The 25288-nt window shown below is 71.0% G+C and carries 24 protein-coding genes; 14 read left to right on the top strand and 10 right to left on the bottom strand.

Annotated features, from left to right (window positions below; genetic code table 11):
* Window positions 1-21 precede the first annotated feature (21 nt).
* The 3 genes from ACIBK6_RS32025 to ACIBK6_RS32015 all read left to right on the top strand — a co-directional run bounded on the left by ACIBK6_RS32025 (window position 22) and on the right by ACIBK6_RS32015 (window position 1191).
* The gene (locus tag ACIBK6_RS32025; RefSeq protein ID WP_399055130.1) at window positions 22-423 is read left to right on the top strand and encodes a hypothetical protein; all 402 of its coding nucleotides are present in this window, start codon (window positions 22-24) and stop codon (window positions 421-423) included.
* Between the two features lie 103 nt (window positions 424-526).
* Window positions 527-793 (top strand): hypothetical protein, encoded by a 267-nt coding sequence (locus ACIBK6_RS32020; protein WP_399055128.1) that lies wholly within the window; start codon window positions 527-529, stop codon window positions 791-793.
* A 5-nt stretch (window positions 794-798) separates the two neighbouring features.
* Window positions 799-1191 (top strand): hypothetical protein, encoded by a 393-nt coding sequence (locus tag ACIBK6_RS32015; RefSeq protein WP_399055127.1) that lies wholly within the window; start codon window positions 799-801, stop codon window positions 1189-1191.
* 76 nt (window positions 1192-1267) lie between these two features.
* Here ACIBK6_RS32015 and ACIBK6_RS32010 read toward each other — a convergent pair whose 3' ends face one another.
* The 5 genes from ACIBK6_RS32010 to ACIBK6_RS31990 form a co-directional block, all read right to left on the bottom strand.
* Window positions 1268-2032, bottom strand: coding sequence for a succinate dehydrogenase iron-sulfur subunit (locus ACIBK6_RS32010; RefSeq protein WP_399055125.1), 765 nt, complete (start codon window positions 2030-2032; stop codon window positions 1268-1270).
* Window positions 2032-3786: a succinate dehydrogenase flavoprotein subunit gene (gene sdhA, locus ACIBK6_RS32005; protein WP_399055123.1), complete on the bottom strand. Its 1755-nt coding sequence runs from the start codon at window positions 3784-3786 to the stop codon at window positions 2032-2034. Before sdhA ends, ACIBK6_RS32010 begins: the two co-directional genes overlap by 1 nt.
* A gap of 31 nt (window positions 3787-3817) precedes the next feature.
* Window positions 3818-4300 carry a succinate dehydrogenase hydrophobic membrane anchor subunit gene (locus ACIBK6_RS32000; protein ID WP_399055121.1) on the bottom strand — a complete coding sequence of 161 codons (483 nt, stop codon included), beginning with the start codon at window positions 4298-4300 and terminating at the stop codon, window positions 3818-3820.
* Between the two features lie 8 nt (window positions 4301-4308).
* Window positions 4309-4689: a succinate dehydrogenase, cytochrome b556 subunit gene (gene sdhC, locus ACIBK6_RS31995; protein WP_399055119.1), complete on the bottom strand. Its 381-nt coding sequence runs from the start codon at window positions 4687-4689 to the stop codon at window positions 4309-4311.
* 190 nt (window positions 4690-4879) lie between these two features.
* Window positions 4880-5509, bottom strand: a complete 630-nt coding sequence (locus ACIBK6_RS31990; protein ID WP_399055198.1) for a 2-oxo-4-hydroxy-4-carboxy-5-ureidoimidazoline decarboxylase — start codon at window positions 5507-5509, stop codon at window positions 4880-4882.
* A 307-nt stretch (window positions 5510-5816) separates the two neighbouring features.
* On the opposite strand from ACIBK6_RS31990, the gene ACIBK6_RS31985 reads away from it, so the two are divergent.
* The 3 genes from ACIBK6_RS31985 (at window position 5817) to ACIBK6_RS31975 (ending at window position 9501) form a co-directional block, all read left to right on the top strand.
* On the top strand, window positions 5817-7565 hold the full coding sequence (locus ACIBK6_RS31985; RefSeq protein ID WP_399055117.1) for a glycoside hydrolase family 20 protein: 1749 nt from the start codon (window positions 5817-5819) through the stop codon (window positions 7563-7565).
* Window positions 7566-7837: 272 nt separating this feature from the next.
* Entirely contained in the window at window positions 7838-8500 is a 663-nt protein-coding gene (locus tag ACIBK6_RS31980; protein WP_399055115.1) for an RNA polymerase sigma factor, read from the top strand.
* The gene (locus tag ACIBK6_RS31975) at window positions 8500-9501 is read left to right on the top strand and encodes a hypothetical protein (protein WP_399055113.1); all 1002 of its coding nucleotides are present in this window, start codon (window positions 8500-8502) and stop codon (window positions 9499-9501) included. The genes ACIBK6_RS31980 and ACIBK6_RS31975 overlap by 1 nt, the downstream gene beginning before the upstream one ends.
* Before the next feature lie 238 nt (window positions 9502-9739).
* Here the strand turns inward: ACIBK6_RS31975 and ACIBK6_RS31970 are convergent, their stop codons facing one another.
* On the bottom strand, window positions 9740-10639 hold the full coding sequence (locus tag ACIBK6_RS31970; RefSeq protein ID WP_399055111.1) for a L,D-transpeptidase family protein: 900 nt from the start codon (window positions 10637-10639) through the stop codon (window positions 9740-9742).
* Window positions 10640-10845: 206 nt separating this feature from the next.
* On the opposite strand from ACIBK6_RS31970, the gene ACIBK6_RS31965 reads away from it, so the two are divergent.
* Both ACIBK6_RS31965 and ACIBK6_RS31960 read left to right on the top strand, forming a co-directional pair.
* Entirely contained in the window at window positions 10846-12426 is a 1581-nt protein-coding gene (locus ACIBK6_RS31965; protein WP_399055109.1) for a methylmalonyl-CoA mutase, read from the top strand.
* Between the two features lie 93 nt (window positions 12427-12519).
* Window positions 12520-13098, top strand: a complete 579-nt coding sequence (locus ACIBK6_RS31960; protein ID WP_399055106.1) for a Uma2 family endonuclease — start codon at window positions 12520-12522, stop codon at window positions 13096-13098.
* Window positions 13099-13123: 25 nt separating this feature from the next.
* Here ACIBK6_RS31960 and ACIBK6_RS31955 read toward each other — a convergent pair whose 3' ends face one another.
* Window positions 13124-14278: an acyltransferase family protein gene (locus ACIBK6_RS31955; protein ID WP_399055104.1), complete on the bottom strand. Its 1155-nt coding sequence runs from the start codon at window positions 14276-14278 to the stop codon at window positions 13124-13126.
* A 193-nt stretch (window positions 14279-14471) separates the two neighbouring features.
* Window positions 14472-15947: an FAD-dependent monooxygenase gene (locus ACIBK6_RS31950; RefSeq protein ID WP_399055102.1), complete on the bottom strand. Its 1476-nt coding sequence runs from the start codon at window positions 15945-15947 to the stop codon at window positions 14472-14474.
* Window positions 15948-15985: 38 nt separating this feature from the next.
* Here ACIBK6_RS31950 and ACIBK6_RS31945 point away from each other — a divergent pair, with 38 nt between their 5' ends.
* Window positions 15986-16669 (top strand): TetR/AcrR family transcriptional regulator C-terminal domain-containing protein, encoded by a 684-nt coding sequence (locus ACIBK6_RS31945; RefSeq protein WP_399055100.1) that lies wholly within the window; start codon window positions 15986-15988, stop codon window positions 16667-16669.
* A 46-nt stretch (window positions 16670-16715) separates the two neighbouring features.
* Here ACIBK6_RS31945 and ACIBK6_RS31940 read toward each other — a convergent pair whose 3' ends face one another.
* Window positions 16716-18044: an alpha-2,8-polysialyltransferase family protein gene (locus ACIBK6_RS31940; protein WP_399055098.1), complete on the bottom strand. Its 1329-nt coding sequence runs from the start codon at window positions 18042-18044 to the stop codon at window positions 16716-16718.
* Complete coding sequence (locus ACIBK6_RS31935; protein ID WP_399055096.1) at window positions 18044-19027, bottom strand: glycosyltransferase family 2 protein; 984 nt, start codon at window positions 19025-19027, stop codon at window positions 18044-18046. Before ACIBK6_RS31935 ends, ACIBK6_RS31940 begins: the two co-directional genes overlap by 1 nt.
* A gap of 188 nt (window positions 19028-19215) precedes the next feature.
* On the opposite strand from ACIBK6_RS31935, the gene ACIBK6_RS31930 reads away from it, so the two are divergent.
* The 5 genes from ACIBK6_RS31930 (at window position 19216) to ACIBK6_RS31910 (ending at window position 25197) form a co-directional block, all read left to right on the top strand.
* A complete protein-coding gene (locus ACIBK6_RS31930; protein WP_399055094.1) occupies window positions 19216-20562 on the top strand; it encodes a DUF6716 putative glycosyltransferase in 1347 nt (448 codons plus the stop codon).
* Window positions 20562-21761, top strand: a complete 1200-nt coding sequence (locus ACIBK6_RS31925; RefSeq protein WP_399055092.1) for a cytidylyltransferase domain-containing protein — start codon at window positions 20562-20564, stop codon at window positions 21759-21761. The genes ACIBK6_RS31930 and ACIBK6_RS31925 overlap by 1 nt, the downstream gene beginning before the upstream one ends.
* Window positions 21762-21777: 16 nt before the next feature.
* On the top strand, window positions 21778-22704 hold the full coding sequence (locus ACIBK6_RS31920) for an N-acetylneuraminate synthase family protein (RefSeq protein ID WP_399055090.1): 927 nt from the start codon (window positions 21778-21780) through the stop codon (window positions 22702-22704).
* Between the two features lie 15 nt (window positions 22705-22719).
* The gene (locus ACIBK6_RS31915) at window positions 22720-23811 is read left to right on the top strand and encodes a hypothetical protein (protein ID WP_399055088.1); all 1092 of its coding nucleotides are present in this window, start codon (window positions 22720-22722) and stop codon (window positions 23809-23811) included.
* A gap of 162 nt (window positions 23812-23973) precedes the next feature.
* Complete coding sequence (locus ACIBK6_RS31910; protein ID WP_399055196.1) at window positions 23974-25197, top strand: amidohydrolase; 1224 nt, start codon at window positions 23974-23976, stop codon at window positions 25195-25197.
* Window positions 25198-25288 lie beyond the last annotated feature (91 nt).

Here is a 25288-nt window from a genome sequence, read left to right as displayed (position 1 = left end):
CACCAGGAGCTTCAACCTCCGATGCGCATTCACCGTACAGCGCCGACGCGCTCGTTCTCCAGTTTCGCCAACGCCCTCATCCGGGATCACGAGATCTCCTGGTGCGCGGCAGGCGTGCTGATGTACCTCCTCAGCCTTCCTCCCGGGGCCCACGCCTCGATCCGTTCGCTCGCGCCGCTCCGCAAGGAAGGGCGTACGCGGATCGCCGAAGCCCTGCGCGAGCTGGAGGAACGCCGGTATCTGCGGCGGCTGGTGGTGAAGGATCCCGAGACCGGGCTCTTCTCCACCGAATACGAGCTCTTCGACAACGCGTACGACCGGCTCCCCGCGCCCGACGATCAACTCCTGGAAGCCGCGCCGGAATTCACCGGTAGGAGTGGCGCGAACGGGGCCTCCGGCGACCGAGCCGCCTGCGTCGGCTGAAGACTTCCGGCCCGATCCCGGGCCGGATCCCCCTGAGAAAGGAACCGCTGTGAGCATCACCCTGGAACGCCCAGAAACGGTATACCTTCGGTATACTGACCGCATGGCTGACACGACGATCAAGGTTGACCCCGCTGTCCGCGACCGGCTGATGGTGCTGGCCCGGGAACGCGGGATGACCATGCGTGACTTCGTCGGCGAGCTGGCCGGGGCCACGCCCACCGAGGAGGAACTGCAGGCCCGGTACGAGAAGACCAAGGCGTACGTCGAGAAGCATTTCCTCGGGCGGCCGTTCACCGAGGAGGACGAGAAGGCCGGCGAGCAGATGTGGGCCGACCTCGAAGCGGACCGGCTCGGTGAGGTCCAGTGAGGTTCGTGCTGTCGCGCGGTGTCGTCTTCGACGAGACCGCCGCGCTTGCCCTCGGGGCCGGGAACGCGACCGCCTCGCGGCTCGTCGTCGCCGCCGAGAAGAGCGCGCTGCTCCACGTGTACGTCCCGGCGCTCTGCCTGGCCGTCGCTGAGACGGAACGGCCCGGCGTCGCCGAACACCTCGGCTCGCTCGAATCGGTCGAGATCCGCGAGCTCGATTTCGCGGCCGCCGCCGCCGTGGGCAAGCGCGTCCGCGGCACGGGTGACGGCGAATGGGGCGCGGCCCACGCGCTGTACGTCGCCATGCCCTCGGTGGACTGGCCCAAGGGGTGCGCGGTGCTGACCCGCCGCTCGGAGCGCTACACCGGCACCGGGATCCGCACCATCCAACTCACCTGACGGTGACGGCAAAGGGCCCCGCCCCCCGGAGCGACTCCCAGGGGGCGGGGCCCTTTTCGGGCTCGTACCGGGAAGGTCAGAAGCGGCGCGTGATCAGGGCGCGCTTCACTTCCTGGATGGCCTTCGTGACCTCGATGCCTCGGGGGCACGCGTCCGTGCAGTTGAACGTCGTGCGGCAACGCCACACGCCGTCCTTGTCGTTGAGGATCTCCAGGCGCTGCTCGCCCGCCTCGTCACGGCTGTCGAAGATGAAGCGGTGCGCGTTCACGATCGCGGCCGGGCCGAAGTACTGGCCGTCGTTCCAGAAGACCGGGCAGGAGGAGGTGCAGGCCGCGCACAGGATGCACTTCGTCGTGTCGTCGAAGCGCTCGCGGTCCTCCGCGGACTGCAGACGCTCGCGCGTCGGCTCGTTGCCCTTCGTGATGAGGAAGGGCATCACGTCGCGGTACGCCTGGAAGAACGGCTCCATGTCCACGACCAGGTCCTTCTGGACCGTGAGGCCCTTGATGGCCTCGATGGTGATGGGCTTGGCCGGGTTGATGTCCTTGATCAGCGTCTTGCAGGCGAGGCGGTTCTTGCCGTTGATGCGCATGGCGTCGGAACCGCAGATGCCGTGGGCGCAGGAGCGACGGAAGGTCAGCGAACCGTCCAGCTCCCACTTGATCTTGTGGAGACCGTCGAGCACACGCTCCTTCGGGTCGATCTCCAGCTGGAAGTCCTCCCACTGCGCCTCGTCCGAGATCTCCGGGTTGAAGCGGCGGATCCGGAACGTGACCGTGATGAGGTGCGAACCGTTGTCCGCCTCCAGCGCCTGGAGCTTGTCCATCGTCGGGGTTGCCATCAGTACTTACGCTCCATCGGCTGGTAGCGGGTCTGGACGACGGGCTTGTAGTCGAGGCGGATCGAGTCCTTGCCGCCGTCCGCGACCTCGCGGTACGCCATGGTGTGGCGCATGAAGTTGACGTCGTCGCGGTTCGGGTAGTCCTCGCGGTAGTGACCGCCGCGGGACTCCTTGCGCGCCAGGGCGGACACGGCCATGACCTCGGCCAGGTCGAGCAGGTTGCCCAGCTCGATGGCCTCCAGGAGGTCGGTGTTGAACCGCTTGCCCTTGTCCTGGACGGACACGTTCTTGTAGCGCTCGCGCAGCTCGGCGATCTTGTCGACCGCCATCTTGATCGTCTGCTCGGTGCGGAACACCATGACGTTGGCGTCCATGGTCTCCTGCAGCTCCTTGCGGATGACCGCGACCCGCTCCGTGCCGGTCGCCGACAGCAGGTTCTTGACCTGCGCCTCGACCAGCGACGCCGGGTCCTCCGGGAGCTCCACGTAGTCCGCGGTGTGCGAGTACTCCGCGGCGGCGATACCGGCCCGCTTGCCGAACACGTTGATGTCCAGGAGGGAGTTGGTGCCAAGCCGGTTGGCGCCGTGCACCGACACGCAGGCGACCTCGCCGGCCGCGTACAGACCCGGGACGACGGTGGTGTTGTCGCGCAGGACCTCACCCTCGACGTTCGTCGGGATGCCGCCCATGGCGTAGTGCGCGGTGGGCTGGATCGGGATCGGGTCCGTGTACGGCTCGATGCCGAGGTACGTACGGGCGAACTCGGTGATGTCCGGGAGCTTGGCGTCGAGCTGCTCCGGGGGAAGGTGCGTCAGGTCCAGGTAGACGTGGTCGCCCTCGGGACCGCAGCCGCGGCCCTCGCGGATCTCCGTGTAGATGGAGCGCGAGACGACGTCACGGGACGCGAGGTCCTTCATGACCGGCGCGTACTTCTCCATGAAGCGCTCGCCGTCCTTGTTGCGGAGGATGCCGCCCTCACCGCGGGCGCCCTCCGTAAGGAGGATGCCCATGCGCCAGATGCCCGTCGGGTGGAACTGGAAGAACTCCATGTCCTCCAGGGGCAGTCCGCGGCGGTAGCACGCGGCCTGGCCGTCACCGGTCAGGGTGTGGGCGTTGGAGGTCACCTTGAAGAACTTGCCGGTGCCGCCGGACGCGTAGATCACGGACTTCGACTGGAAGACGTGGATCTCGCCGGTCGCCAGCTCGTAGGCGACGACACCCGCGGACTTCTTGACGCCGTCCTCCTCGACCAGGAGCTGGTCGAGCACGTAGAACTCGTTGAAGAACTCCACGCCCTCCTTGACGCAGTTCTGGTACAGCGTCTGGAGGATCATGTGGCCGGTGCGGTCCGCGGCGTAGCAGGCCCGGCGGACCGGGGCCTCGCCGTGGTTGCGGGAGTGGCCGCCGAAGCGGCGCTGGTCGATCTCGCCGGCGGGCGTCCGGTTGAACGGCAGGCCCATCTTCTCCAGGTCGAGAACGGCGTCGATGGCCTCCTTCGCCAGGATCTCGGCGGCGTCCTGGTCGACCAGGTAGTCACCGCCCTTGATCGTGTCGAAGGTGTGCCACTCCCAGTTGTCCTCTTCCACGTTGGCGAGGGCCGCGGCCATGCCGCCCTGCGCGGCGCCGGTGTGGGAGCGGGTCGGGTAGAGCTTCGTCAGCACGGCGGTGCGGCTGCGCTTCGTCGCCTCGATGGCGGCGCGCATACCGGCGCCGCCGGCGCCGACGATGACGGTGTCGTACTTGTGGATCTTCATCAGAGAATTCCTCAGTCCCTCAGCCCGTGGCCTAGCGGATGTTCGGGTCGAAGGTGAAGATCACCAGCGTGCCCAGCAGGACGGTGAACACCGTGGCGGTGTAGAGCAGCATCTTCAGCCAGAAGCGGGTGTTGTCCCGCTGCGCGTAGTCGTTGATGACGGTGCGCAGGCCGTTGGCGCCGTGCAGCATGGCCAGCCACAGCATGGCCAGGTCCCAGATCTGCCAGAACGGGGACGCCCAGCGGCCCGCCACGAAGGCGAAGCCGATCTTGGAGACACCGCCGTCGAGCACGAGCTGGATCAGCAGGTGGCCGAGGACCAGGACGACGAGCACGATGCCGGACAGCCGCATGAACAGCCAGCCGTACAGCTCGAAGTTGGTGCGGGTCGACTTCGGGGTCTTCTTGGTGCGCTGGCGCGGGGCCTCGATGAGCGGGGCCGGGTGATCGGTGTCGTACAGGCTCACGCCCTCGACTTCGCCGATCGCGGCAGCGGAAGAGGTTTCGGCAGACATCTCAGTCCTCAGCTCCCGAACAGTTCACGGACGGCGTGGCCGAGCACCGGGTAGAGCGCGCCCACCATCAGCACGACCCAGACGCCCACGACGCTCCAGAGCATCTGCTTCTGGTAGCGGGGGCCCTTGGCCCAGAAGTCGACCGCGATGATGCGCAGGCCGTTGAGCGCGTGGAACAGGATGGCGGCGACGAGGCCGTACTCCAGGCACGCGACGATCGGCGTCTTGTAGGTCGCCACGACTTTGTCGTACGCCTCGGGGGAGACACGCACGAGAGCGGTGTCGAGGACGTGTACGAACAGGAAGAAGAAGATGAGGACGCCGGTGACTCGATGAGCCACCCAGGACCACATTCCTTCCCGGCCGCGGTACAGCGTTCCAGCCGGCACGGAAGAACCCTCCGGGAGCGGTGTTGAGGGCCGGCCGCCAATCTTCTAGTCCATAGAAGAAACTGCTCTGTCGGTCTGACCCGGCCGGGTACGGTCCACCGGCCCCGGTCATCGTAGCGACGAGATGTCGGTTCCCTCGCGCGGGGTCCATAGGTGTGATCAAACAGGCAATCAAACAGCCACGTACGGGCTAGAGAACGCGGTGTGCGGCGGTGGGTGTGCCGGATTCGGGATGTTTGCGTACGAGATGGGCGAGTCGGGCGCGGGCGAGTCGGCGCAGTTCGTCGGCGGCGATCGACCGCTCCTCGTCGTGCTCGTTGGTCATCCGCACCCGGATCCCGGCCAGCACCTCGTCCTGGTGCTCGGCCGGGCTGACCCCGTCGAGGCAGATCACGAAGGCGTGCCGGAACCGGCTCTCGTACGCGGCGTGGGCTGCCCGGAGCGCGGTGTGCGCGGACTGCGGTGCGCTGTGGTGCAGTCCGGGTGAGGACTCCTCGGCCAGCGCCTCGTCGAGGTCGGCGGCGCTCAGGTCGTAGCTGGCCTCGTCGGCCGCGGCGAGCAGCGCGTCCAGATCCGGGTAGGGGCGGTGGGCGGCGATCCGCAGCGCCCAGCGGCGGCTGGCGCAGCAGCCGAGCAGGGCCGCCTTGGCAGCGTCCGGGGAGGCGGAGTTGAACCCGTCCAGGCCGCCGGCCTGCGGCGACGCCGTCGGAACGGATGTGCCCCGCAGTTGATTCGGTATGGTCGCCCGCCCCTGGGCACGTGGAGTGTGATGGAGTGTCGGCGGTCGCTTGCTGGGGCCGGCGGGGGAATCGCTGGACAGCGTGGGCTCCTCGGAGGCGACGCGGGACGGGCAGTGCGGGACGGGACGGGGCACTGAGCACGGAGACTTGAGTGGAAAGGGAGGCGGGAGTGCCGCCACGCTATCTACGTGGAGCTGGAGCCGTGCGACGGATGCGCGAATTTCACCCGGACGTGAGTGCCGGGCCGTGCGTGGTGGACGAGCTCCTGGGTAGTTCGGCGTACCTTCGCCCCAGTTGCCTGCGCGGGATCCGGGATATCCGAGATGGTCTGCACGCCTTGGATGCCCCGGTTCGCCCCTATGTTGTTGGACGGGAGGTTTCTGAGTGATGTCGCGTTTCAGGATGTCACGGGCCCGGATGCCGGGAGCCGGTGACCCGGAGCGGTCGTCCTTGCCGTCGTCCGAGGCGCGCGCCTCCCAGCCGCGGGCGCCGCGGCCCCGCCCCGCCTGGCTGCACCGGCCCCGCGGCCGGCGCGCGCTGGTGCTCAAGGTGGCGCTCGTGGGCCTCGCGCTGCTCGCGCTGATCATCGCGGTCTGGCCGGACGACGACACCCACGGCGGGCACGGCGGCCCGGGCGACAACAAGCGCGCCTCCTCAGGTCTGCCCTCCCCGTCCCCGATCTACCCGATCTCCTCGCCGCCCCGCACCATCCCCTCCGTCCGCGAACACCGGCCCGCCCGCGGTCCCGGCTTCCGCCCGGTCGACTCGACGCGGGTGATCGTGGACGTCGGCAGCGACGGCCTCAGCGACGAGGGGCAGCTGCTCGCGCAGGAGCTCGGCGCGGACTACTCGCTGGGCGGCGCGCCGCGCGCGGGCGACATCGAGCTGGCGCTGACCCCGCTGCCCGTCGGCGAGAAGGCCGCGCCCGAGTCGTACACCCTGACCACCCGGGACCGCCGGGTGAAGATCACCGGGCCCGACGAGGCCGGTGTCTTCTACGGCACCCGCACGCTCAAGCAGGCGCTCAAGGGCGGCGCGGTGATGCCGGAGGGCGTGGTCGAGGACCACCCGGACCGGCCGCAGCGCGGGCTCAGCCTCGACATCGCGCGCAAGCAGTACAGCGCGGCCTGGATCGAGGACCAGCTGCGGCAGCTGGCCGACCTGAAGCTCAACCAGCTGGAACTGCACTTCTCCGACGACCAGGGCTTCCGCATCGAGTCCGCCAGCCACCCCGAGGTGGTCTCGCGCGACCACCTCAGCAAGCGCGACGTCCAGCGGATCGTGGCGCTCGCCAACAAGCTGCACATCACGGTGGTCCCCGAGCTCGACTCGCCGGGCCACCTCGGCGCGGTGATCGCCGCCCACCCCGAACTCCAACTGCGCGACAAGGACGGCAAGCCGGTCAAGGGCGCGATCGACATCGCCAACCCCGAGTCCGCGCGGATCGTGGACGACCTGCTGCGCGAGTACGCCGATCTGTTCCCCGGGGCGTACTGGCAGCTGGGCGGCGACGAGTACCAGGCGCTGACGGTGAAGGCCCCGGCCACCCCGGAAACCACCTATCCGGGTCTCGCGGACGCCGCCCGCGCCAAGTACGGGCCGAAGGCGGACATCGCGGACCTGACGACGGGTTGGCTCAACGACCGTGCCGCGGTGCTCCGTTCGGTGACGAGCGGCCGCACCTTCAAGGCGTGGAACGACGGCTTCTTCCCCGGCGGCCAGGTCGGTGCCGACCAGGGGCGCGAGGTCGAGTACTGGACCGGCAAGGAGCCCGGGGCCCGCGCGCCCGAGGGCTACCTCGCCGAGGGCCGGCGACTGGTCAACCTCAACGACGAGTACCTGTACTACGTGCTCGGCGAGCCGGGCGGCTACAAGTACCCGACGGGGAAGCGGATCTACGAGGAGTGGACGCCGCTGGTGCTGCGCGGCACCAAGCCCGTCGACGCCAAGTACGCGGGGCAGATCCTCGGCGGCCGGTTCGCCCTCTGGTCGGACGACGCGGCCGCGCAGACCGAGGAGCAGGTGGCGCGCGGCATCCGGCTGCCGCTGCGCGCCCTGGCCCAGAAGCTGTGGGACCCGCGGACCCCGGCCATGGGCTGGGAGGAGTTCAAGTCCCTGGCGGACCGGCTGGGCTGAGGTGAGGAGTACGGAGTACGACCGGGGCCGCCACCCCCCACAGGAGAGGCCCCGGCCGTCTTCCGTCGGGGTCGTTGTGGCGACCCCGTACTCCCTTCAGCGCCGAGCGTGCGTTTTCTGTCACACCGCGCTGTGTCAGCGGGTTGTTGCAGGTTGTACAAGCCATGGACTTATGGGGCGCCGAGGCCGTAGCGTGCTGCTTCGCGTTCGGGGACGCGACAGTGATGACCAGCGGTGACATCGGATCAGTCAGTCAAGACAGGGTGCAGGGATTGCTGGGGGACGACGCGGAGCTGACCGCCGCGGTGCTCAGGGCGCAGGACGGGGACGAGGAAGCCTTCCGTGCTGTGTACCGCTCCGTGCACCCGCGGCTGCTCGGCTACATCCGCACACTGGTCGGCGAACCCGACACCGAGGACGTGGCGTCCGAGGCCTGGCTGCAGATCGCCCGCGACCTCGGGCGCTTCACGGGTGACGGGGACCGGTTCCGCGGCTGGGCCGCGCGCATCGCCCGCAACCGGGCGCTCGACCACATCCGGATGCGCGGCCGCAGGCCCGCCGTCGGCGGCGACGAGACCGAGCTGACCGGACGGGCCGCCGACTCGGACACCGCGGACGAGGCGATGGAGGCGCTCGGCACCGGACGTACGATGGCGCTCATCGCCCAGCTCCCGCAGGACCAGGCCGAGGCCGTCGTGCTGCGCGTGGTGGTCGGCCTTGACGCGAAGAGCGCGGCGCAGACCCTGGGCAAACGACCCGGCGCGGTGCGGACCGCCGCGCACCGGGGCCTGAAGCGCCTGGCCGAACTGCTCGGCGCGGACGGTCTCGACGGGGACGTACCCCAGGATGCGGAGGAGCTGGGTGCCGTGCCGTCGCAGCGTGCGCCGGAACGCGGTGTGACGCAATCGCGCGCCCGGACGCAGAAGGACATGTGATGGCAGACGAGCGGCACGAGTGGCTCGACCGGGATGCCGCCGAGCGACTGCTGCGCGGGGAATCCGTGGAGCCGGGTGACGAGCGGGCCCGTGCCGAGGCCGCGCGGCTCTCGGCCCTGCTGCGTTCCGCAGCCCGGCCCGAGCCGTCCGCCGCCGAACTCCCCGGCGAGGCGGCCGCCCTGGCCGCCTTCCGCACGGCCCGCCCCCAAGGCGCCGACGACACCGAGGCGTTGGGTGTCGTACGGGTCGGACGGGTCGCCCCGGTCGTGGCGGCCCCCCGCCGCCGGCGGATCGGCCCGGTGCGCCTCGGGCTCGCCGCCGCGCTGGCCTGCTGTGCGCTCGGCGGGGTCGCCGTCGCCGCGGGCACCGGTGTGCTGCCCGGCCCGTTCTCCTCCGACAACCAGGACCCGACGCCCGCCGCGACCGTCTCCGCCGAGGTGAACCCGGACCCGGTCGTCACCTCGCCCGCGCACTCCCCGGGCCCCGGCTCCCCGACGCCCGGCCGCCACGAACCGTCGTCCGGTACGGGCGCGTCCGGCGGCGGCTCGCCCGGCGCCACCCCCGGCGGCCCCGCCTCGGGCGGTACCGGCGACGCCGGGAAGAAGGGCGGCCCCGACCAGGGCGGCGCCTCCGGCGACCAGGGCGACGACCCCGCCCAGTGGCTCGCCAGGACGGCCGACGACTGCCGCGACTACCGCTCGGGCCGGCTCGACCAGGAGCGCCGCCGCAACCTGGAGTCCGCGGCGCACGGTTCGGCCGCGGTGAAGGAATTCTGCGATCTGCTGCTCGACGGCAAGGGCGGCAAGTCCGGCGGTACGGACGGCGGTGGCAACGGCGACGGCAGCGGCAACGGAGATGGCAAGGACAAGGGCAAGGGCGACGGCTCCGGCAACAAGAACGGCGGCGGGGGCGGCGGCAAGCAGAACTCCGTCGCCACCCGGCCCGGCCAGATCCTGGACTGGCTGAAACCCGGCGTGATCAGCACGCCCGTGGCGCACTGACCCGCGCTCGAAGTCGTGCGCCGGAGCGCGGGTCGGAACCGGCAGTAACGTTTTTTGAGACGGTGACGCAGTACTGAGTGAGCCGACTGGTCATCGGCGGCGCAGATGAGCCGGGGTTCCCCCCGTACCCACGGCTCCGCGCGAATGGCGCGGGCGGGACACGTTCCCCCGGTCCCGCCCGCGCCCTCCCTCTTCCGACCACTTTCGACCGGCCGCAGGCCCCGGCTGCCGCCACCGGCTACCAGTAGACGACGACCTTGTCGCCGATGTGGACCTGGTCGAACAGTGCGGCGATCTTGCCCTTGTCCCGGACGTTGACGCAGCCGTGCGAGGCGCCGTTGTAGCCGCGCGCCGCGAAGTCCGAGGAGTAGTGCACCGCCTGGCCGCCGCTGAAGAACATCGCGTACGGCATGGCCGTGTGGTAGATCGTCGAGACGTGGTTGCGGCTCTTCTCGAAGACGCTGAAGACGCCCTCGCGGGTCGGGGTGTACTGCGAGCCGAAGCGCACGTCCATGGTCGACCGCACCTTGCCGTTGACCACCCACGACAGCGTGCGGCTGGTCTTGCTGATGCACATCACGTGGCCCGTCATACAGCGCGGATCGAGCTTGGCCGCCGGCTTGTTGACCGCCTCGCCCGCGAGTTCCTCGGCCGTCGGCTTCGTCGTCATGGCGAGGAGCCTGTTCCAGGTCACGCTGTCCGTGCTGCCCGTCTCGGCGAGCCCGCGCTTGGCCTGGAAGCCCTTGACGGCTTCGGTGGTCGCCGCGCCGTACGTGCCCGTCGGGGTGTCGTCGAACCAGCCGATCTGGGCGAGCCGGGCCTGGAGCTCCTTGACCTGGTCGCCCTCGGCGCCGCTCGCCAGCACGATGTGGGGCGCGGGCTTGGCCGCGGTGGTGGCCGAGGCGCCGGGGGCGGGCGAACCGGCCGGCTTGCCGTCGGTGGCGGCGTCGGTTGAGGCGGAGGCGGCTGCCGAGGGCGCGGCGGCCGCGGCGGGCGACGCCGATCCGGGCGTGGCGGGTGTCGCGGGCGTACGCGCATCGGCCTTGCTGCTCTGCGGGCTGCACCCCACGGCCACCGCGATGACGGCGGTCGCGGCGAGGGTTCTGGCTATGAGAGTGGTGCGGTGGATCCGGCGCATCGGTCGCCCCCCTGATTCTCTGGTGTCCGCAGAGACAGATTCCCCCGGTGAACGGTTGCAAAAGCAGTCGGCCGCATCGCGCATGCTGTGAGCAAGCTCCCAGCGTGCGCCTCTCCACCCGCCGCACGCCCGCCGCTACAGTCCGTCGCGAGGGTTGGGTACCAGTGAGTAAGTGAGTAGTAGAGCTCTAGCGGGAGGCACAGCACATGGCGCGCGAGTCGGAATCCGGGTTGCCCATCGAACCGGTCTACGGACCGGAGACCCTCGCCGGATGGGATCCCGCCGAGAAACTGGGCGAGCCGGGCTCGTACCCGTTCACCCGCGGCGTGTACCCGTCGATGTACACCGGGCGCCCGTGGACGATGCGGCAGTACGCCGGTTTCGGCACCGCCGTCGAGTCCAACGCCCGCTACAAGCAGCTCATCGCGAACGGCACCATGGGCCTGTCGGTCGCCTTCGACCTGCCGACCCAGATGGGCCACGACTCGGACGCCGCGATCGCCTCCGGTGAGGTCGGCAAGGTCGGCGTCGCCATCGACTCGGTGGACGACATGCGGATCCTGTTCGGCGGCATCCCGCTCGACAAGGTGTCGACGTCGATGACGATCAACGCCCCGGCGGCGCTGCTGCTCCTGATGTACCAACTGGTCGGCGAGGAACAGGGAGTTCCGGCCGACAAGCTCACCGGCACGATCCAGAACGACGTACTCAAGGAGTACATCGCGCGCGGGACGTACATCTTCCCGCCGAAGCCCTCGCTCCGTCTGATCGCGGACATCTTCAAGTACTGCCGGGCCGAGATCCCCAAGTGGAACACCATCTCGATCTCCGGCTACCACATGGCCGAGGCCGGCGCCTCGCCCGCGCAGGAGATCGCGTTCACGCTCGCCGACGGCATCGAGTACGTCCGCACCGCGGTCGCGGCCGGGATGGACGTGGACGACTTCGCCCCCCGCCTCTCCTTCTTCTTCGTCTCGCGCACGACGATCCTCGAAGAGGTCGCCAAGTTCCGTGCCGCGCGCCGGATTTGGGCCAAGGTGATGCGCGAGGAGTTCGGCGCGAAGAACCCCAAGTCGCTGATGCTGCGCTTCCACACGCAGACGGCGGGCGTGCAGCTGACAGCCCAGCAGCCGGAGGTGAACCTGGTGCGCGTCGCGGTGCAGGGCCTCGCGGCGGTCCTCGGCGGCACCCAGTCGCTGCACACCAACTCCTTCGACGAGGCGATCGCCCTGCCGACGGACAAGAGCGCCCGGCTCGCCCTGCGCACCCAGCAGGTCCTGGCGTACGAGACCGACGTGACGGCCACCGTCGACCCCTTCGCCGGGTCGTACGTGGTGGAGAAGATGACCGACGAGGTCGAGGCGGCGGCCATTGAACTCATGGCCAAGGTCGAGGAGTTGGGCGGCGCGGTCAACGCGATCGAGCACGGCTTCCAGAAGGGCGAGATCGAGCGCTCCGCCTACCGCATCGCCCAGGAGACCGACTCCGGCGAGCGCGTCGTCGTCGGCGTCAACCGCTTCCAGATCGAGACCGAGGACCCCTACGAGCCGCTGCGCGTCGACCCGGCGATCGAGGCCCAGCAGGCCGCCCGCCTCGCCACCCTGCGCGCCGAGCGCGACCAGGGCGCGGTGGACGCGGCGCTGGCCGAACTGAAGAAGGCGGCCGAGGGCGAGGACAACGTCCTGTACCCGATGAAGGACGCCCTGAAGGCCCGCGCCACGGTGGGCGAGGTGTGCAACGCGCTGCGCGAGGTGTGGGGGACGTACGTGCCGACGGACGCGTTCTGACCAGGGCGAGTCCCTCGAATGCGTAACCCGGGGCGGGAATCGCCCGCCCCGGGTTACGCTCGTGAAGAGTGAGCTTCCGAAAAGGAGGATGCCGTGGCCGTACTGCAACACGAGCTGACGATGAGCGAAGCCGCCGACCTGCTCTCCAGCGCACTGCCTGGGCACCGCGTGGAGATTCTCCAGGGGAGGCTCACTGTGACACCGCCGCCGGACGGCTCGCATGCGCTGTCGTTGTCTTGGCTGGTCGTAGCTTTTGACCGGGCAGGGGCGCGAAAAGCCGGGCTCAGGTATGTCCAGGGCGTCGGTCTATGGCTACCCACGCTTCCCGAGGACTTCGCGATCCCCGACTTCTCGGTCGTGGATGAGGACTTCCGTGATGCCCACGTCAAGAAGAACTACTACGCCCCGAACGTCTTCCGCTTGCTTGTCGAAGTGACGTCGTCGAACTGGTCCGACGACCTCGGCCCCAAGGTCGAGTGTTACGCCCAGGCCGGAATCCCCGTCTACCTCATCGCCGACCGCAAGCACGACGAGGTGCTCCTGTACCAGGACCCCGTCGACGGGAAGTACGCCAAGTCCCAGCACTACAAGCGCGGGCAGAGCGTGCCGGTGCCGGAATCCGTGGGCGTCGCCCTCGAACTGTCCGTGGACACCCTGCTCGACGGCGACTGACCCTCAACCCGCATCCGGCTGATGCTCAGCGAGGCGTGACCGCCGGGGTCGGCTTGCGGGACAGGGCCCGCCGGATCATCGGGGTCGCCCAGCGTTCCACGTAGCGGTTCATCAGCCAGGCCAGGAGCAGCATCGCGGCGATCGTCAGGGCGAACGTGGCCGGGGCCGGGATGTGGAGTTTGCGGTGCAGGATGCCGACGACCACCCAGCCCAGGTGTTCGTGGACCAGGTAGAACGGGTACGTGAGGGCGCCCGCGACCGTGAGCCAGCTCCAGTTCGCCCAGCGGAAGTAGCCGAGTGCGATCGCGCCGACCAGGAGGAAGCCGATCGTCACGATGGCGATGATCACCGAGGCCTGCCGGTTGGAGAAGGCCGCCGGGTTCGGCCTGTGCCACAGGCCCGCCACCGCGTAGTGCTGGCCGATGGCCCAGCTGACGCCGGTGATGCCCCAGGCGATGAGGTCGCGCCGGTTGCGGTGCAGCAGGTACAGGCCCATGCCGCCGATGAAGAAGGGCGCGTACTCGGGCATGAACACGGCGTCCAGGAAAGGCTGTTTGGCCGTCGTCGTGATCGCGGCCGCCAGGGTCCAGCCCGCGCAGAACAGGATGACGCGGCGCCGGGTCGCGCCGGGCAGTACGACGCACAGGGCGAACAGCGCGTAGAAGCGGAGCTCGGCCCAGAGCGTCCAGCACACCCCGAGCACCCGGTGCACCCCGACCGGCATCTGCAGCATGGTCAGGTTCACCACGAACTCGCTGGGCGTGACCGTCTTGTAGACGACCCAGGGCAGCGCGAACACCGCGGTGATGATGATCAGCGCCGCCCAGTAAGCGGGGTAGAGCCGGGCCACCCGGGAGGCGAAGAAGGCGCGCAGCGGCCTTCCCCAGCCGCTCATGCAGATGACGAAGCCGCTGATGACGAAGAAGATCTGCACCCCGAGGCATCCGTAGGAGAACCACTCGTGGGTGGCGGGGAACAGCTTCTTGGGGGACGCCCCCCAGCCCTTGCTGATGTCGCCGGAGCGGCCGCCGTAGTGGTACAGCGCGACCATCAGGGCGGCGATCAGGCGCAGCCCGTCCAGAGCGCGGAGCCGGGAGACCGGGGCCGCCACCGGAGCGCGCTCCGGCGCCTTCGGCTGCCCGCCCACGGCGCCTCGTACACGCGGCAGGGTGTTCGTCACGGCGTCCTCTTCCCGGCGGTTCCAGTGCGGCCCGTCAGGCCTCTTGGCGTCGACAGAGTAGGTCCGCTCCGGCCCGGAAAAGGGGCCCGAGCGGTGCTGTTCCCCTGGCCGACGCGGCAAGTTCATCTGCTGCCGGGACGGGTTTGCCTGCGCGTCGATTCGCGGTCGGGTGAGGCCCGGACTCCGGGTCGGGTCAAGGGCGTTGGGCGGCGCCGAGCCGGGCGAGGTAGTCGTGCAGACCGGTCGCGTCCTCGCCCGCCCAGCCCACGTAGCCGTCCGGGCGGACCAGGAAGAGCCCGCGTCCGTACGCCTCGTACGCGCCCAGCTCGTGCACCCGGACCAGCTCCGATGCGATGGCCGGGGCCGGGGTGGCGAAGGCGAGGAGGGTGAAGTGCGGGCCGCGCAGCAGGTCGAAGATCCGGCCGCCGGGCCGCGGGCCGTCCGGGGCGCGGTCGCCCGCCTCCAGCGCGCCCGCCCGCCCGGTGGACAGCGGGCCGCCGCGGTAGCCGAGGCCGAGCTGGCGGACCTCGGCGCGGCGCTGGCTGTTCTCGCCGATGAAGGCCTTGCGGTGCAGCCGCGTGCTGATGCCGAGCACCCCGGCGGCGATCGGGCGCCGCTCCTGCTCGTAGGTGTCGAGGAGGCCGGCCGGGGCTCCGTGGCGGAGCACCTGGGCGAGCTTCCAGCCCAGGTTGTAGGCGTCCTGGACGCTGGTGTTGAGGCCCTGGCCGCCGGCCGGGGAGTGGATGTGCGCGGCATCGCCCGCGAGGAAGGCCCGGCCCTCGCGGTAGCGGTCGGCCAGGGCGGCGCGCGGCCGGAAGTCGGAGGCCCAGACGACCTCGGTGACCTGTGCCTCGGTCACCGGGGTGCGGGCGGTGACCAGCTTGCGGACGCCTGCCGCGCTGGTGTCGGGGACGGCGTTCTCGTCCGAGAACTGGGCGATCAGCTGGAAGAGTCCGGGCTCGTCGGGCAGCGGGCAGAGCACGAGGCCGCCTTCCGAAGCGCCGTTCCACACATGCCAGTTGCGGTCGTCCACGATCGCGTCCGCGGTGATGCGGAGGTCCGCGACGAGCATCGGCCTGGGGCTTACGCTCTCCCCGTCCATGGCGATGCCGAGCGCGCGCCGGAGCCCGGAGCGGCCGCCGTCCGCCGCGACGACGTGGCGGGCGCGGACGGTGCGCCCGTCGGCGAACGCGGCCGTGACGCCCTCGGCGTCCTGGGCGAGCCCGGTCACCTCGGCGCCGAAGACGACGTCGCCGCCGAGTTCGCGCAGGTGGCCGTACAGCACCTCCTGGAAGCGGGACTGGCCGATGAGCAGGGCGTTGGCGTAGGGCTCCTGCTCGGTGGGCTCGGAGCGCTCGACCATGTCCCACTCGCGACCGCGTACGGAGCCGTCCGGGCCCTCCCAGTTGAGCATCGGCGGGTAGTCGCGGCCGGCCTGCCGTACGGCGTCGAGGAGACCGAGGTCGTCAAGGACTTCCAGGGTGCGGGGCTGGATGCCCTTGCCGCGTGAGCCGGGGAAGAGCCGGTCGGCCTTCTCTACGAGCAGGGCGGGGACGCCGCGGCGGGCCAGGTCGATGGCGAGCACGAGGCCGGTGGGGCCGGCGCCGACGATGAGCACGTCGGTGGCGGGGGTTGCGCCGGAGGTTTCCTTAACGCCGTTAAATTCCATGTCTGTGAGCCTGCGCTTAACAGTGTTAAGTTGTCAAGGTGGCTACGACGAAGATCGACCGGGCGCAGGTTGCCGACACCGCGCTGCGGCTCCTGAACGAGCTGGGCCTCGACGGCCTGACGGTCCGCGCGATCGCGAAGGAGCTGGGGGTCCAGGCGCCCGCGCTGTACTGGCACTTCAAGAACAAGCAGGCCCTGCTGGACGAGATGGCGACGGTCATGTACCGGCGGCTGATGGCGGACGGCGTCCCCGGTGCGGGGGCGGGCACCTGGCAGGACCTGCTCCGCGCCGTCAACCGCGCCCTGCGGACGATGCTGCTCAGCTACCGCGACGGCGCGAAGGTGTACGGAGGCGCCCGCTTCACCGGCACCGACCATGCCGAGTCCATGGAGCTCTACCTGGGCGTGATGCTCGAAGCGGGCTTCGAGCTCCGCGACGCGGCGCGCGCCGCACTGACGACGTACGCGTACACGATGGGCTTCGTGGCGGAGGAGCAGGGCACGGAGCCGCGCCCCCAGGAGCAGCGCGAGGCCGTGGACGTATCGGCCCGCGCGGCCCGGCTGGCGGCGTATCCGCTGGCCGCGGCGGCGGGGCCGGAGCTGTTCGAGGGGTTCGACGAGAGGTTCGAGGAGGGGCTGGGGGTGGTGGTGGCGGGGATCGAGGCGACGTATCGCCGGTCGGCGAAATCCAGCCCCTCGTGGGGGTCCCCCCTGGCCTCTTAGGCCCTGGGGAGTTTGCGGAGCGGGGTCCGGGGCGGAGCCCCAGGGCTCAGCCTTCCGCCCGCTGAACCCGCCGCACCAGCGCCCGGGCCCGGCGGGCCATCCTTCGCAGGGTCGGGTTGCGCGGGATCAGCCCCGCCGGCACCGCGCCCGGCAGGCCCAGCGAGGTCAGGCGGCGGCGCTTGAAGTACCGCCAGGTATGGCTGTCGAGGTCGGCCGCCAGATACCGCTCGGCGGCACTCCGCAGATCCGGCCGCAGCTCCGGCTGCATCGCGTACCCCACCGCGCGCAGCAGCCCCGGCAGATCCACCGCGGGCGCCGCGGGGCCCGGCTCCAGGGGCGGGAGCAGTACGTCCGCGATGGTCACCGGCACCCGGTTGCTGTTCTGGTACGGCGCGAGCCGGTCCAGGAGCAGCTCGGTGCCGACCCGCGCGACCTCGATGCCGTAGAACGCCGACGCCGTGAGCAGCGCGGTGGAGAAGCAGCCCACCACGAGCGCGGGGGAGAGGCGTTCGTACAGCACCTCCGCGAGCAACGGCCGCTCGAACACGGTCAGTTGGACACCCAGCGCGTCCGCCTCGCGTTCCAGCGCCCGCGACCAGGCGGGCGGCGCCGAGGGGTGCGGCTTGAAGACGATCCGGCGGTGGCCCCGCCCGGCCGCACCCCGCAGCATGCGCAGATGCAGCTCCTCCTCCTGCTCCGGGGTGAGGATGGACAGCGCGGACAGGTACTGGCCCAGGAGCAGCGCCATCGGCTCGCCCCCGGCGGACAGCTCCAACTCCGCCTCGGCGGCGGCCAGTTCGGCGACCGTCTTCGTGAACGCCGCCGTCGGCACCGTCTCGCACGGCACCTCGAACTCGCCGAGCAGCAGCGGCTCAAGGCCCGGGACCAGGTCGAGGTGGAGCACCCGCCGCACCCGCGACCCGATCAGCGGATCCAGCTTGTTGCGGGTCGGGCCGTACGTCATCAGGCCGTCCGCGTACACGGTCAGCGGCGCGTCGGGGAAGAGCTGCGCCACCGCCTGCGCCGGGTTGACCTGGATGGATTCCAGCGCGAGTTCGATCCGGTCGTCGCCGAGGTCCCACAGGGTCCGCAACTGCCGCTCCCACAACGGGGCGTCGTCGGGGCGCGGCGACCAGCCGCCCGGGTGGAAGGGGGCGATCGTGGCGTTCCAGGAGAGCACTCCGTCGAAGCGGCTCCGCAGCCGCGCGAAGCCCGGCATGGTGTCGAGCGGGGCCGACGTCTCGGGCGCCGCCGCGTTGTTGCTGACGAGCAGCAGCCGCCGGTCCGCCGCCGGGAAGCAGTCGCTGTCGAGCGCGGCGGCCAGCGTGGCCACCCCGTACAGCGTGGACGCCGCGAAGATCTGTGTCGTACGCATCAGGCGGCAGCCCCCGCCGAGGAGCGGACCGGGCGGTGGCGCAGCCGGCGCAGCCGGGCCGCGCGGCGGGAGTCCATCGAGTTCAGCGCGTCCTTGAGATGGTCCTGCGGCAGCCGCCGCAACGCGCCCGCGCTCAGGTCCCGCAGTTTCCTCGCCACGGCCGGTTCGAACCTTTCGATGGAGCTCATATGGTGGGAAATGATCGCGCAGTAGGTCCGTACCGCTTTCGGCAGTAGTTCGGCCGCATTCCGGTCTTTCGTCGTTTCTTCGATTACTTGATCGAATGCGCGAATGAAATCGAGTTGCCGCACGTCACCGATCTGGGTCAGCGAAGAGGCGACTCCGCGCCGGTAGAAGACCCCGAGCTGTCCGGTCACCGCGAACGACTCCGCCTCGCGGTGCAGCCGCCAGATCCACGGCCGGTCCTCGGCGGTGCGCAGCCCGTCGGTGAAGTGCAGCAGCCCGCGGTCGGCGAGGCGGCGGTGGTAGATCCCGGCCCAGGCGTACGCGTAGTCCACCGAGGTGGAGCGGGTGGCGGGCAGGATCGCGTCCCGCGGCGACATCACCTCGCCGCGCCGGCCGTGCGGCACGCGGTGCACCGTACGCTCCTGGCCGGTCACCTGGACGTGGTCGGTGCGTACGAAATCACACCCCAACTCCTCTATGGACGCCAGGAGTTGGGTGAAGTGGCCCGGGGCGAGCCAGTCGTCGCCGTCCAGGTAGGTCAGGTATTCGCCGCGGGCCGCGTCCAGACCCGTATTGCGGGCCGTGGCCAGGCCGCCGTTGCGTTCGTGTCTCAGCAGCACCGCCCCCGGCAGCTCCCGCTCGGCGCGTTCGAGCAGCTCGATCGTGCCGTCCGACGAGCAGTCGTCGACGAGCAGGAACTCGAAGTCGTCGCGGGCGTTGGCACGCAGGCTTCGCAGGGTGTCGGGCGCGTATGTCCGTACGTTGTAGAACGGCACGATGACGGAGAGCTTGACCACGGCGGTGACGCTAGGGCGGCCCCGCGTCATTCGCCCTGTCCATCGGAGGGATGCCGGGTGAACGAAGAATGGCGGGACTGTTAACCTGCCCGGCCCGCCTTCTTCCGCGTCATTCGTAGTCGCGCTGTTAACCCGTTGTTGCAGTCGAGTTGGGCCGCGAACCCGCGGGGCTTTCTAGTTTCTACGGCGTGCCATCACGTACCGACTCAAGGCTGCGGATCGCGGTACTCGCGGATTCGGACACCCGGTGGAAATGGGGTGCGCTCACCGCGCGCCGCCTCGCCGAGCAGGCGCCCGGCGCCGAATCCGCCGCCCCCGGGATCACCGGCTTCCTGCTGCGCGGCCGCGCCACCCCCACCCCCCGGCAACTCGCCGAGGTCGGGGCGGACGCCGATGCCCTGCGCGAAGTGACGATGGCCCAATTCCTCGCCGCAGCAAAGGAGATGGCGGGCAGTGGAGCGTGCGACGTCATCGTGCTCGCGCTCGTCGGCGGGGCCGCGCAGGCGGCGCTGCACGGACTCGCCGCCCTGTGGCCGGGCCGCACCCGGCGGCCCGTGGTCGTCACCGGCTATGTGGGCGTCGTCTACGAGAAGCTCGCCGACGGTCTGCTGCTGCGCCACGGCGCGGACGTGGTGCTCGCCAACTCCCGCCATGACGCGGGCCGGTTCAGGGCGGTGTACGAGGGGGTGGGCGCGGACGCGTCCGCCGTCACCGAGGCCGCCCTGCCCTTCCTCGGCGGCGCCGCCTACCGGGCCGAGCCCGGCCGCGACACGGTCGTCTTCGCCGCCCAGCCCTCCGTACCGGAGAGCCGCGCCGACCGGCAGTACCTGCTGCGGCGCCTGGTCGGGCACGCCCGGCGCCACCCCGGCCGCGAGGTCGTCCTCAAGCTCCGCTCGAAACCCGGCGAGCACACCACGCACATCGAGGAACACCCCTTCCAGCGGCTGGCCAAGGGCATGGACCTGCCGCCCAACTTCCGGCTGGCGTACGGAAACATGGGCGAGGTCCTGGACCGCACCGACCTCCTGGTGACGGTCTCCTCGACCGCCGCCCTGGAGTCCCTGCACCGCTCGGTCCCCACGGCCGTCCTCACCGACCTCGGCGTACGCGAGGTCCTGGGCAACCACCACTTCCTCGGCTCCGGCTGCCTCGCCTCCTGGGACCAGCTCGACGCCGGCCACCGGCCCGCGCCCGACCCCGACTGGCTCGCCGCCCAGGGAGTGGCCCCGGGCGAGGCGTACCACCGCGCATTCGATCAAGTACGTGAGCGGATGCGCGAGTTGCTCTCGAACGAAAGCCGGCCGCCGATCGCCCCCTACTACACGGCCGCCACCGCACCCGGCTACCTCCCGGGCATCCTCGCCCGCCACCACCTCGCCCCCGACGGCACCCCGCTGCCGGGCGCGGCCCCCGCGACCGAACCGACCGGCCTGCGCCGGGTGATCAGGGACGCCGTGCGCGACGCGGCACGCGGGGCCTACCGCCACGGCGTGCAGCGGGTCGCGCCCGTGATCCGCCGGATGGGAGAACTGTGATGCCGCCCAAGACGCCCCCGAAAGTCCTCGCCGTGATCCCCGCCCGGGGCGGCTCCAAGGGCGTACCCGGCAAGAACCTCGCACCCGTCGCGGGCGTCCCCCTCGTCGTGCGCGCGGTGCTCGCCTGCCGCTCGGCGCGCCACGTCACCGACGTCGTCGTCTCCACCGACGATCCGGCGATCGCGGCCGCGGCCCGCTCGGCCGGCGCCGAGGCTGTCGGCCGCCCGGCCGCCCTGTCCGGCGACACCGCCACCAGCGAGGCCGCCGTGCTGCACGCCCTGGACGCCTACCCGGACACCGATGTGGTGCTGCTCGTGCAGTGCACCAGCCCCTTCCTGACCCGCGAGGACGTCGAGGGCGTGGCGGCCGCGGTGATCGAGGACGGCGCCGAGACCGCCGTCACCGTCGCCCCCTTCCACGGCTTCCTGTGGCGCGAGGACGAGATCGGCGGCGGCCAGGGCATGGGCCACGACAAGTCGTTCCGGCCGCGCCGCCAGGACCGCCCGCAGGACTTCCTGGAAACCGGCGCCGCCTACGCCATGGACGCCGAGGGCTTCCGCAGGCACCAGCACCGCTTCTTCGGCCGCACCGCGCTGGTGCGTACCGACCCCGCGCGGGTCCTGGAGATCGACGAGCCGCACGACCTGGAACGGGCTCGCGCGCTGGCCCCGGTCCTCGACCGCGCGCCCACCCCGACCTGCGACGACGTCGACGCGGTCGTCCTCGACTTCGACGGCACCCAGACCGACGACAAGGTGCTCATCGACTCCGAGGGCCGCGAACTCGTCGCCGTGCACCGGGGCGACGGCCTCGGCATCGCCGCCCTGCGCCGGGCCGGGCTCAAGCTGCTCATCCTGTCCACCGAGCAGAACCCCGTCGTCGCCGCCCGCGCCCGCAAGCTCAAGATCCCCGTGCTGCACGGCATCGACCGCAAGGACCTCGCCCTCAAGCAGTGGTGCGAGGACGAGGGCGTCGACCCGCAGCGCGTGCTCTACGCCGGCAACGACGTCAACGACCTGCCCTGCTTCGCGCTCGCCGGCTGGCCGGTGGCCGTCGGCAGCGCCCATGACTCGGTGCGCGCCGCCGCGCGTGCCGTGACCCGCACCCCCGGCGGCGAAGGAGCGGTCCGCGAGATCGCCGCCTGGCTCCTCGGACCCGAGCTCGACCACACCCCGCAGCGCCACCACACCCCCGCTTAGGTAAGGAAACACCCTCATGAGCAACCGTCTGCGCACCCTCGGCAGCCGCACCGCGGGCCCGGGCCGGCCCGTCTACATCACCGGCGAGATCGGCATCAACCACAACGGCGACCTCGACAAGGCGCTCGCCCTGATCGACGCCGCCGCCGACGCGGGCTGCGACGCGGTCAAGTTCCAGAAGCGCACCCCGGAGATCTGCACCCCGCGAGACCAGTGGGACATCGAGCGGGACACCCCGTGGGGCCGGATGACGTACATCGACTACCGCCACCGGGTGGAGTTCGGCGAGGACGAGTACCGCACCATCGACGCGCACTGCGAGCGGCGCGGCATCGACTGGTTCGCCTCGCCGTGGGACACCGAGGCCGTCGCCTTCCTGGAGAAGTTCGACGTGCCGGCCCACAAGGTGGCCTCCGCCTCGCTCACCGACGACGAGCTGCTCCGCGCCCTGCGCGCCACGGGACGCACCGTCATCCTCTCGACCGGCATGTCGACCCCGAAGCAGATCCGGCACGCGGTGGAGGTGCTCGGCAGCGACAACATCCTGCTGTGCCACGCCACTTCGACCTACCCGGCCAAGGCCGAGGAGCTCAACCTGCGCGTGATCAACAGCCTGATGGCCGAGTACCCCAACGTGCCGATCGGCTACAGCGGCCACGAGACCGGCCTGCAGACCACGCTCGCCGCGGTCGCCCTCGGCGCCGCCTTCGTCGAGCGCCACATCACCCTCGACCGCGCCATGTGGGGCTCCGACCAGGCCGCCTCCGTCGAGCCCGGCGGCCTCACCCGCCTGGTCCGCGACATCCGCACCATCGAGGCGGCGCTGGGCGACGGCGTCAAGAAGGTGTACGACTCCGAGCTCGCCCCGATGAAGAAGCTGCGCCGGGTCGCCGGAGTCGTCGCCCAGGCGGAGGCCGCCGACCGCGCCCCGGCCGCGGTCTGAGGGGGCGGGCCCGCCGTGCCTCGGGACACCTCCGCCACCGTCGCCTTCGTGGAGAGCCCGGTCCAGCTGCTCAACGTCCTGGAGTGGGCCCACTCGCCGGGCCCGCTGCTCGACGGCGTACCCGCGCAGCTGCGTCCCGGGGCGCCGGACCTGTCCGGTCTGACCGTGGTGGTGCTCTCGCCCACCGACCCCATGTCGCGCGGCCAGCTGCGCCGGATGGCGGAACTCGCCCGCGACGCGGGCACGAAGGTGCGCTGGGAGGAGGCCCGGGGCGGGCTCACCGCCCCCCTCCACACGATCGGCGGGCTCACCCCGATGCTGCGGCGCGCGCAGCGGATCGTCATGGGCGACCCGTTCTCGCGCTACGTCCAGCTGCTGCTCACCGTCACCCGCGCCCATGACCTGGTGGTCGTGGACGACGGCACGGCCACGATGGAGTTCGTCTCCCAACTCGCCCGCGGTGAACGGCTGGTGCGCTGGCACCGGCGGGGCAGCCGGGCCGGGGCCCGCGACCTCCTCTTCGCGCCCGTCTCCGCGGCCGCCCGCCGACGCCTCACCCCTTCGCGGCGCCGCGGCGTCGAGGTGTTCAGCGCGATGCCGGTCGAGGTGCCCGAAGGCATCACCGTCACCCCCAACACCTTCGGCTGGACGCGCGCGAACTTCGGGCCGCCGCGCCTGACCAAGGGCGCCGACCTGGTGGGGACTTCGCTGGTGGAGACCGGCGTGGTGGACCCCGAGCGCTATCTCGCCGCGGTCGGCCGGCTGGCCCGTACGCACGGTGTGACCCGCTACTTCGCGCACCGCCGCGAGTCCGCCGAGAAGCTGCGCACCCTGCACGCCCGCACCGGCCTGGAGATCGTCCGCCCGGACCTGCCGCTCGAACTCATAGCGCGCCGGGGGCCGGTGGGCCGTACGATCCTGAGCTTCCCCTCCACCGTCGTCCACACGCTGCCCCTCGCGCTGGCCGGCACGGGGGTCTCCGTCGCGGTCTGCGACATAGACCCGGAGTGGCTCACCGACAAGGCCTCGCCGCGCGCGCAGGGCTTCCTGGACGGGGTGACGGGGACCGCGCGGGACGCCCACGGGCTCGCCACGGTGGCGGCCTGAGCGTCCCAAGGGCGAGTACGCCGAAGGCCGGAGGAGTTTACCCAGTCGTCACACGGGCCAAGCGCCTTGCGGCCGATTTTCTTCCCCCCTGGGGCTGAACTTTTGTTGATCGAGCGTTAGTTGACCCTCGAAGAGGCCTACCCTCAACGAGTGAACCAGTTGATGTCCCGAGAGTCCGAAGCCGATCTGCCCGGCGAAGAGCCGCTGCCCGGGACGCTGAGCGAGGCCCTGTTCGGCGAACTCGTCGCCTTCCGCCGGGACTTGCACATGCACCCCGAGCTCGGCAACCAGGAGTTCCGGACCACCGGCGCGATCAAGGCCCGGCTCGAAGCGGCCGGCCTCAGGCCCCGCGTCCTGCCCTCCGGCACCGGTCTCATCTGCGACGTCGGCAGCCCCGACCGCACGCGGCCGATGCTGGCGCTGCGCGCGGACATCGACGCCCTGCCCATCCCCGACGCCAAGACCGGGGTGCCCTACCGCTCCACCGTCCCCGACCGCGCCCACGCCTGCGGCCACGACGTGCACACCACCACCGTCCTCGGCACCGGCCTCGTCCTCGCCGAGCTGCACCGCCAGGGCCGCCTCCCCGCGCCCGTGCGGCTGCTCTTCCAGCCCGCCGAGGAGGTGCTGCCCGGCGGCGCCGCGGACGCCATCGAGGCGGGCGTGCTCGACGGCGTGGGCCGGATCGTCGCGGTGCACTGCGACCCGCGCGTCGACGCCGGCCGGATCGGGCTCCGCCCCGGCGCCATCACCTCCGCCTGCGACCGCCTGGAGGTCGCCCTGGACGGTCCCGGCGGCCACACCGCCCGCCCGCACCTCACCACCGACCTGGTGACCGCCGTCGCCCGGGTCGCCGCCGACGTGCCCGCGCTGCTCGCCCGCCGCATCGATGCGCGCGCCGGGCTCGCCCTCACCTGGGGCCGCATCGAGGCCGGGCACGCCTGCAACGTCATCCCGATGCACGCCGAGCTGGCCGGCACGATCCGCTGCCTGGAGCTCTCGGCGTGGCGCGACGCGCCCGACCTCGTACACGCCGCGATCGATGAGGTGGCCACCCTGTACGGCGCCAAATCGGAGATCAACTACGTCCGTGGAGTGCCTCCGGTCGTCAACGATCCGGCCGTCACCGAGCTGCTGCACGACGCGATGGCGGCACGCCGGGGACCGTATGCGATCGAGGACACGGAGCAGTCACTGGGTGGCGAGGACTTTTCGTGGTACCTGGAGCATGTACCTGGGGCGATGGCCCGCCTCGGGGTCCGTACGCCCGGCTCGAATGCCCGGCTTGACCTCCATCGGGGTGATTTCGATGCGGACGAGGCCGCCATCAAGGTCGGGGTGGAACTGTTCACCGCCGCCGCGCTGCTCGACGGCAACCGCTCGTAACCGGACACTTCATCCCCTGTTCGCGACGATCCGATAACGGCTTCCGAACGGGTCTTTACGCGACATCTACGCGCGTTACGATCCGACGCGA

Source organism: Streptomyces sp. NPDC050485 (assembly GCF_044458185.1).
Lineage (GTDB): Bacteria > Actinomycetota > Actinomycetes > Streptomycetales > Streptomycetaceae > Streptomyces.
This window is presented reverse-complemented; position numbering and strand designations above follow the sequence as displayed.

Excerpts from the sequence above, each read along its gene's own strand:
- ACIBK6_RS31920 (WP_399055090.1), top strand. The coding sequence starts at position 21,778 with ATGAGCAACCGTCTGCGCACCCTCGGCAGCCGCACCGCGGGCCCGGGC.
- ACIBK6_RS31910 (WP_399055196.1), top strand. The coding sequence starts at position 23,974 with ATGTCCCGAGAGTCCGAAGCCGATCTGCCCGGCGAAGAGCCGCTGCCC.
- ACIBK6_RS31985 (WP_399055117.1), top strand. The coding sequence starts at position 5,817 with ATGTCGCGTTTCAGGATGTCACGGGCCCGGATGCCGGGAGCCGGTGAC.
- ACIBK6_RS32000 (WP_399055121.1), bottom strand. The coding sequence starts at position 4,300 with ATGTCTGCCGAAACCTCTTCCGCTGCCGCGATCGGCGAAGTCGAGGGC.
- ACIBK6_RS31970 (WP_399055111.1), bottom strand. The coding sequence starts at position 10,639 with ATGCGCCGGATCCACCGCACCACTCTCATAGCCAGAACCCTCGCCGCG.
- ACIBK6_RS32010 (WP_399055125.1), bottom strand. The coding sequence starts at position 2,032 with ATGGCAACCCCGACGATGGACAAGCTCCAGGCGCTGGAGGCGGACAAC.
- ACIBK6_RS31950 (WP_399055102.1), bottom strand. The coding sequence starts at position 15,947 with ATGGAATTTAACGGCGTTAAGGAAACCTCCGGCGCAACCCCCGCCACC.
- ACIBK6_RS31975 (WP_399055113.1), top strand. The coding sequence starts at position 8,500 with ATGGCAGACGAGCGGCACGAGTGGCTCGACCGGGATGCCGCCGAGCGA.
- ACIBK6_RS31925 (WP_399055092.1), top strand. The coding sequence starts at position 20,562 with ATGCCGCCCAAGACGCCCCCGAAAGTCCTCGCCGTGATCCCCGCCCGG.
- ACIBK6_RS32025 (WP_399055130.1), top strand. The coding sequence starts at position 22 with ATGCGCATTCACCGTACAGCGCCGACGCGCTCGTTCTCCAGTTTCGCC.
- ACIBK6_RS31940 (WP_399055098.1), bottom strand. The coding sequence starts at position 18,044 with ATGCGTACGACACAGATCTTCGCGGCGTCCACGCTGTACGGGGTGGCC.
- sdhA (WP_399055123.1), bottom strand. The coding sequence starts at position 3,786 with ATGAAGATCCACAAGTACGACACCGTCATCGTCGGCGCCGGCGGCGCC.
- ACIBK6_RS31965 (WP_399055109.1), top strand. The coding sequence starts at position 10,846 with ATGGCGCGCGAGTCGGAATCCGGGTTGCCCATCGAACCGGTCTACGGA.
- ACIBK6_RS32020 (WP_399055128.1), top strand. The coding sequence starts at position 527 with ATGGCTGACACGACGATCAAGGTTGACCCCGCTGTCCGCGACCGGCTG.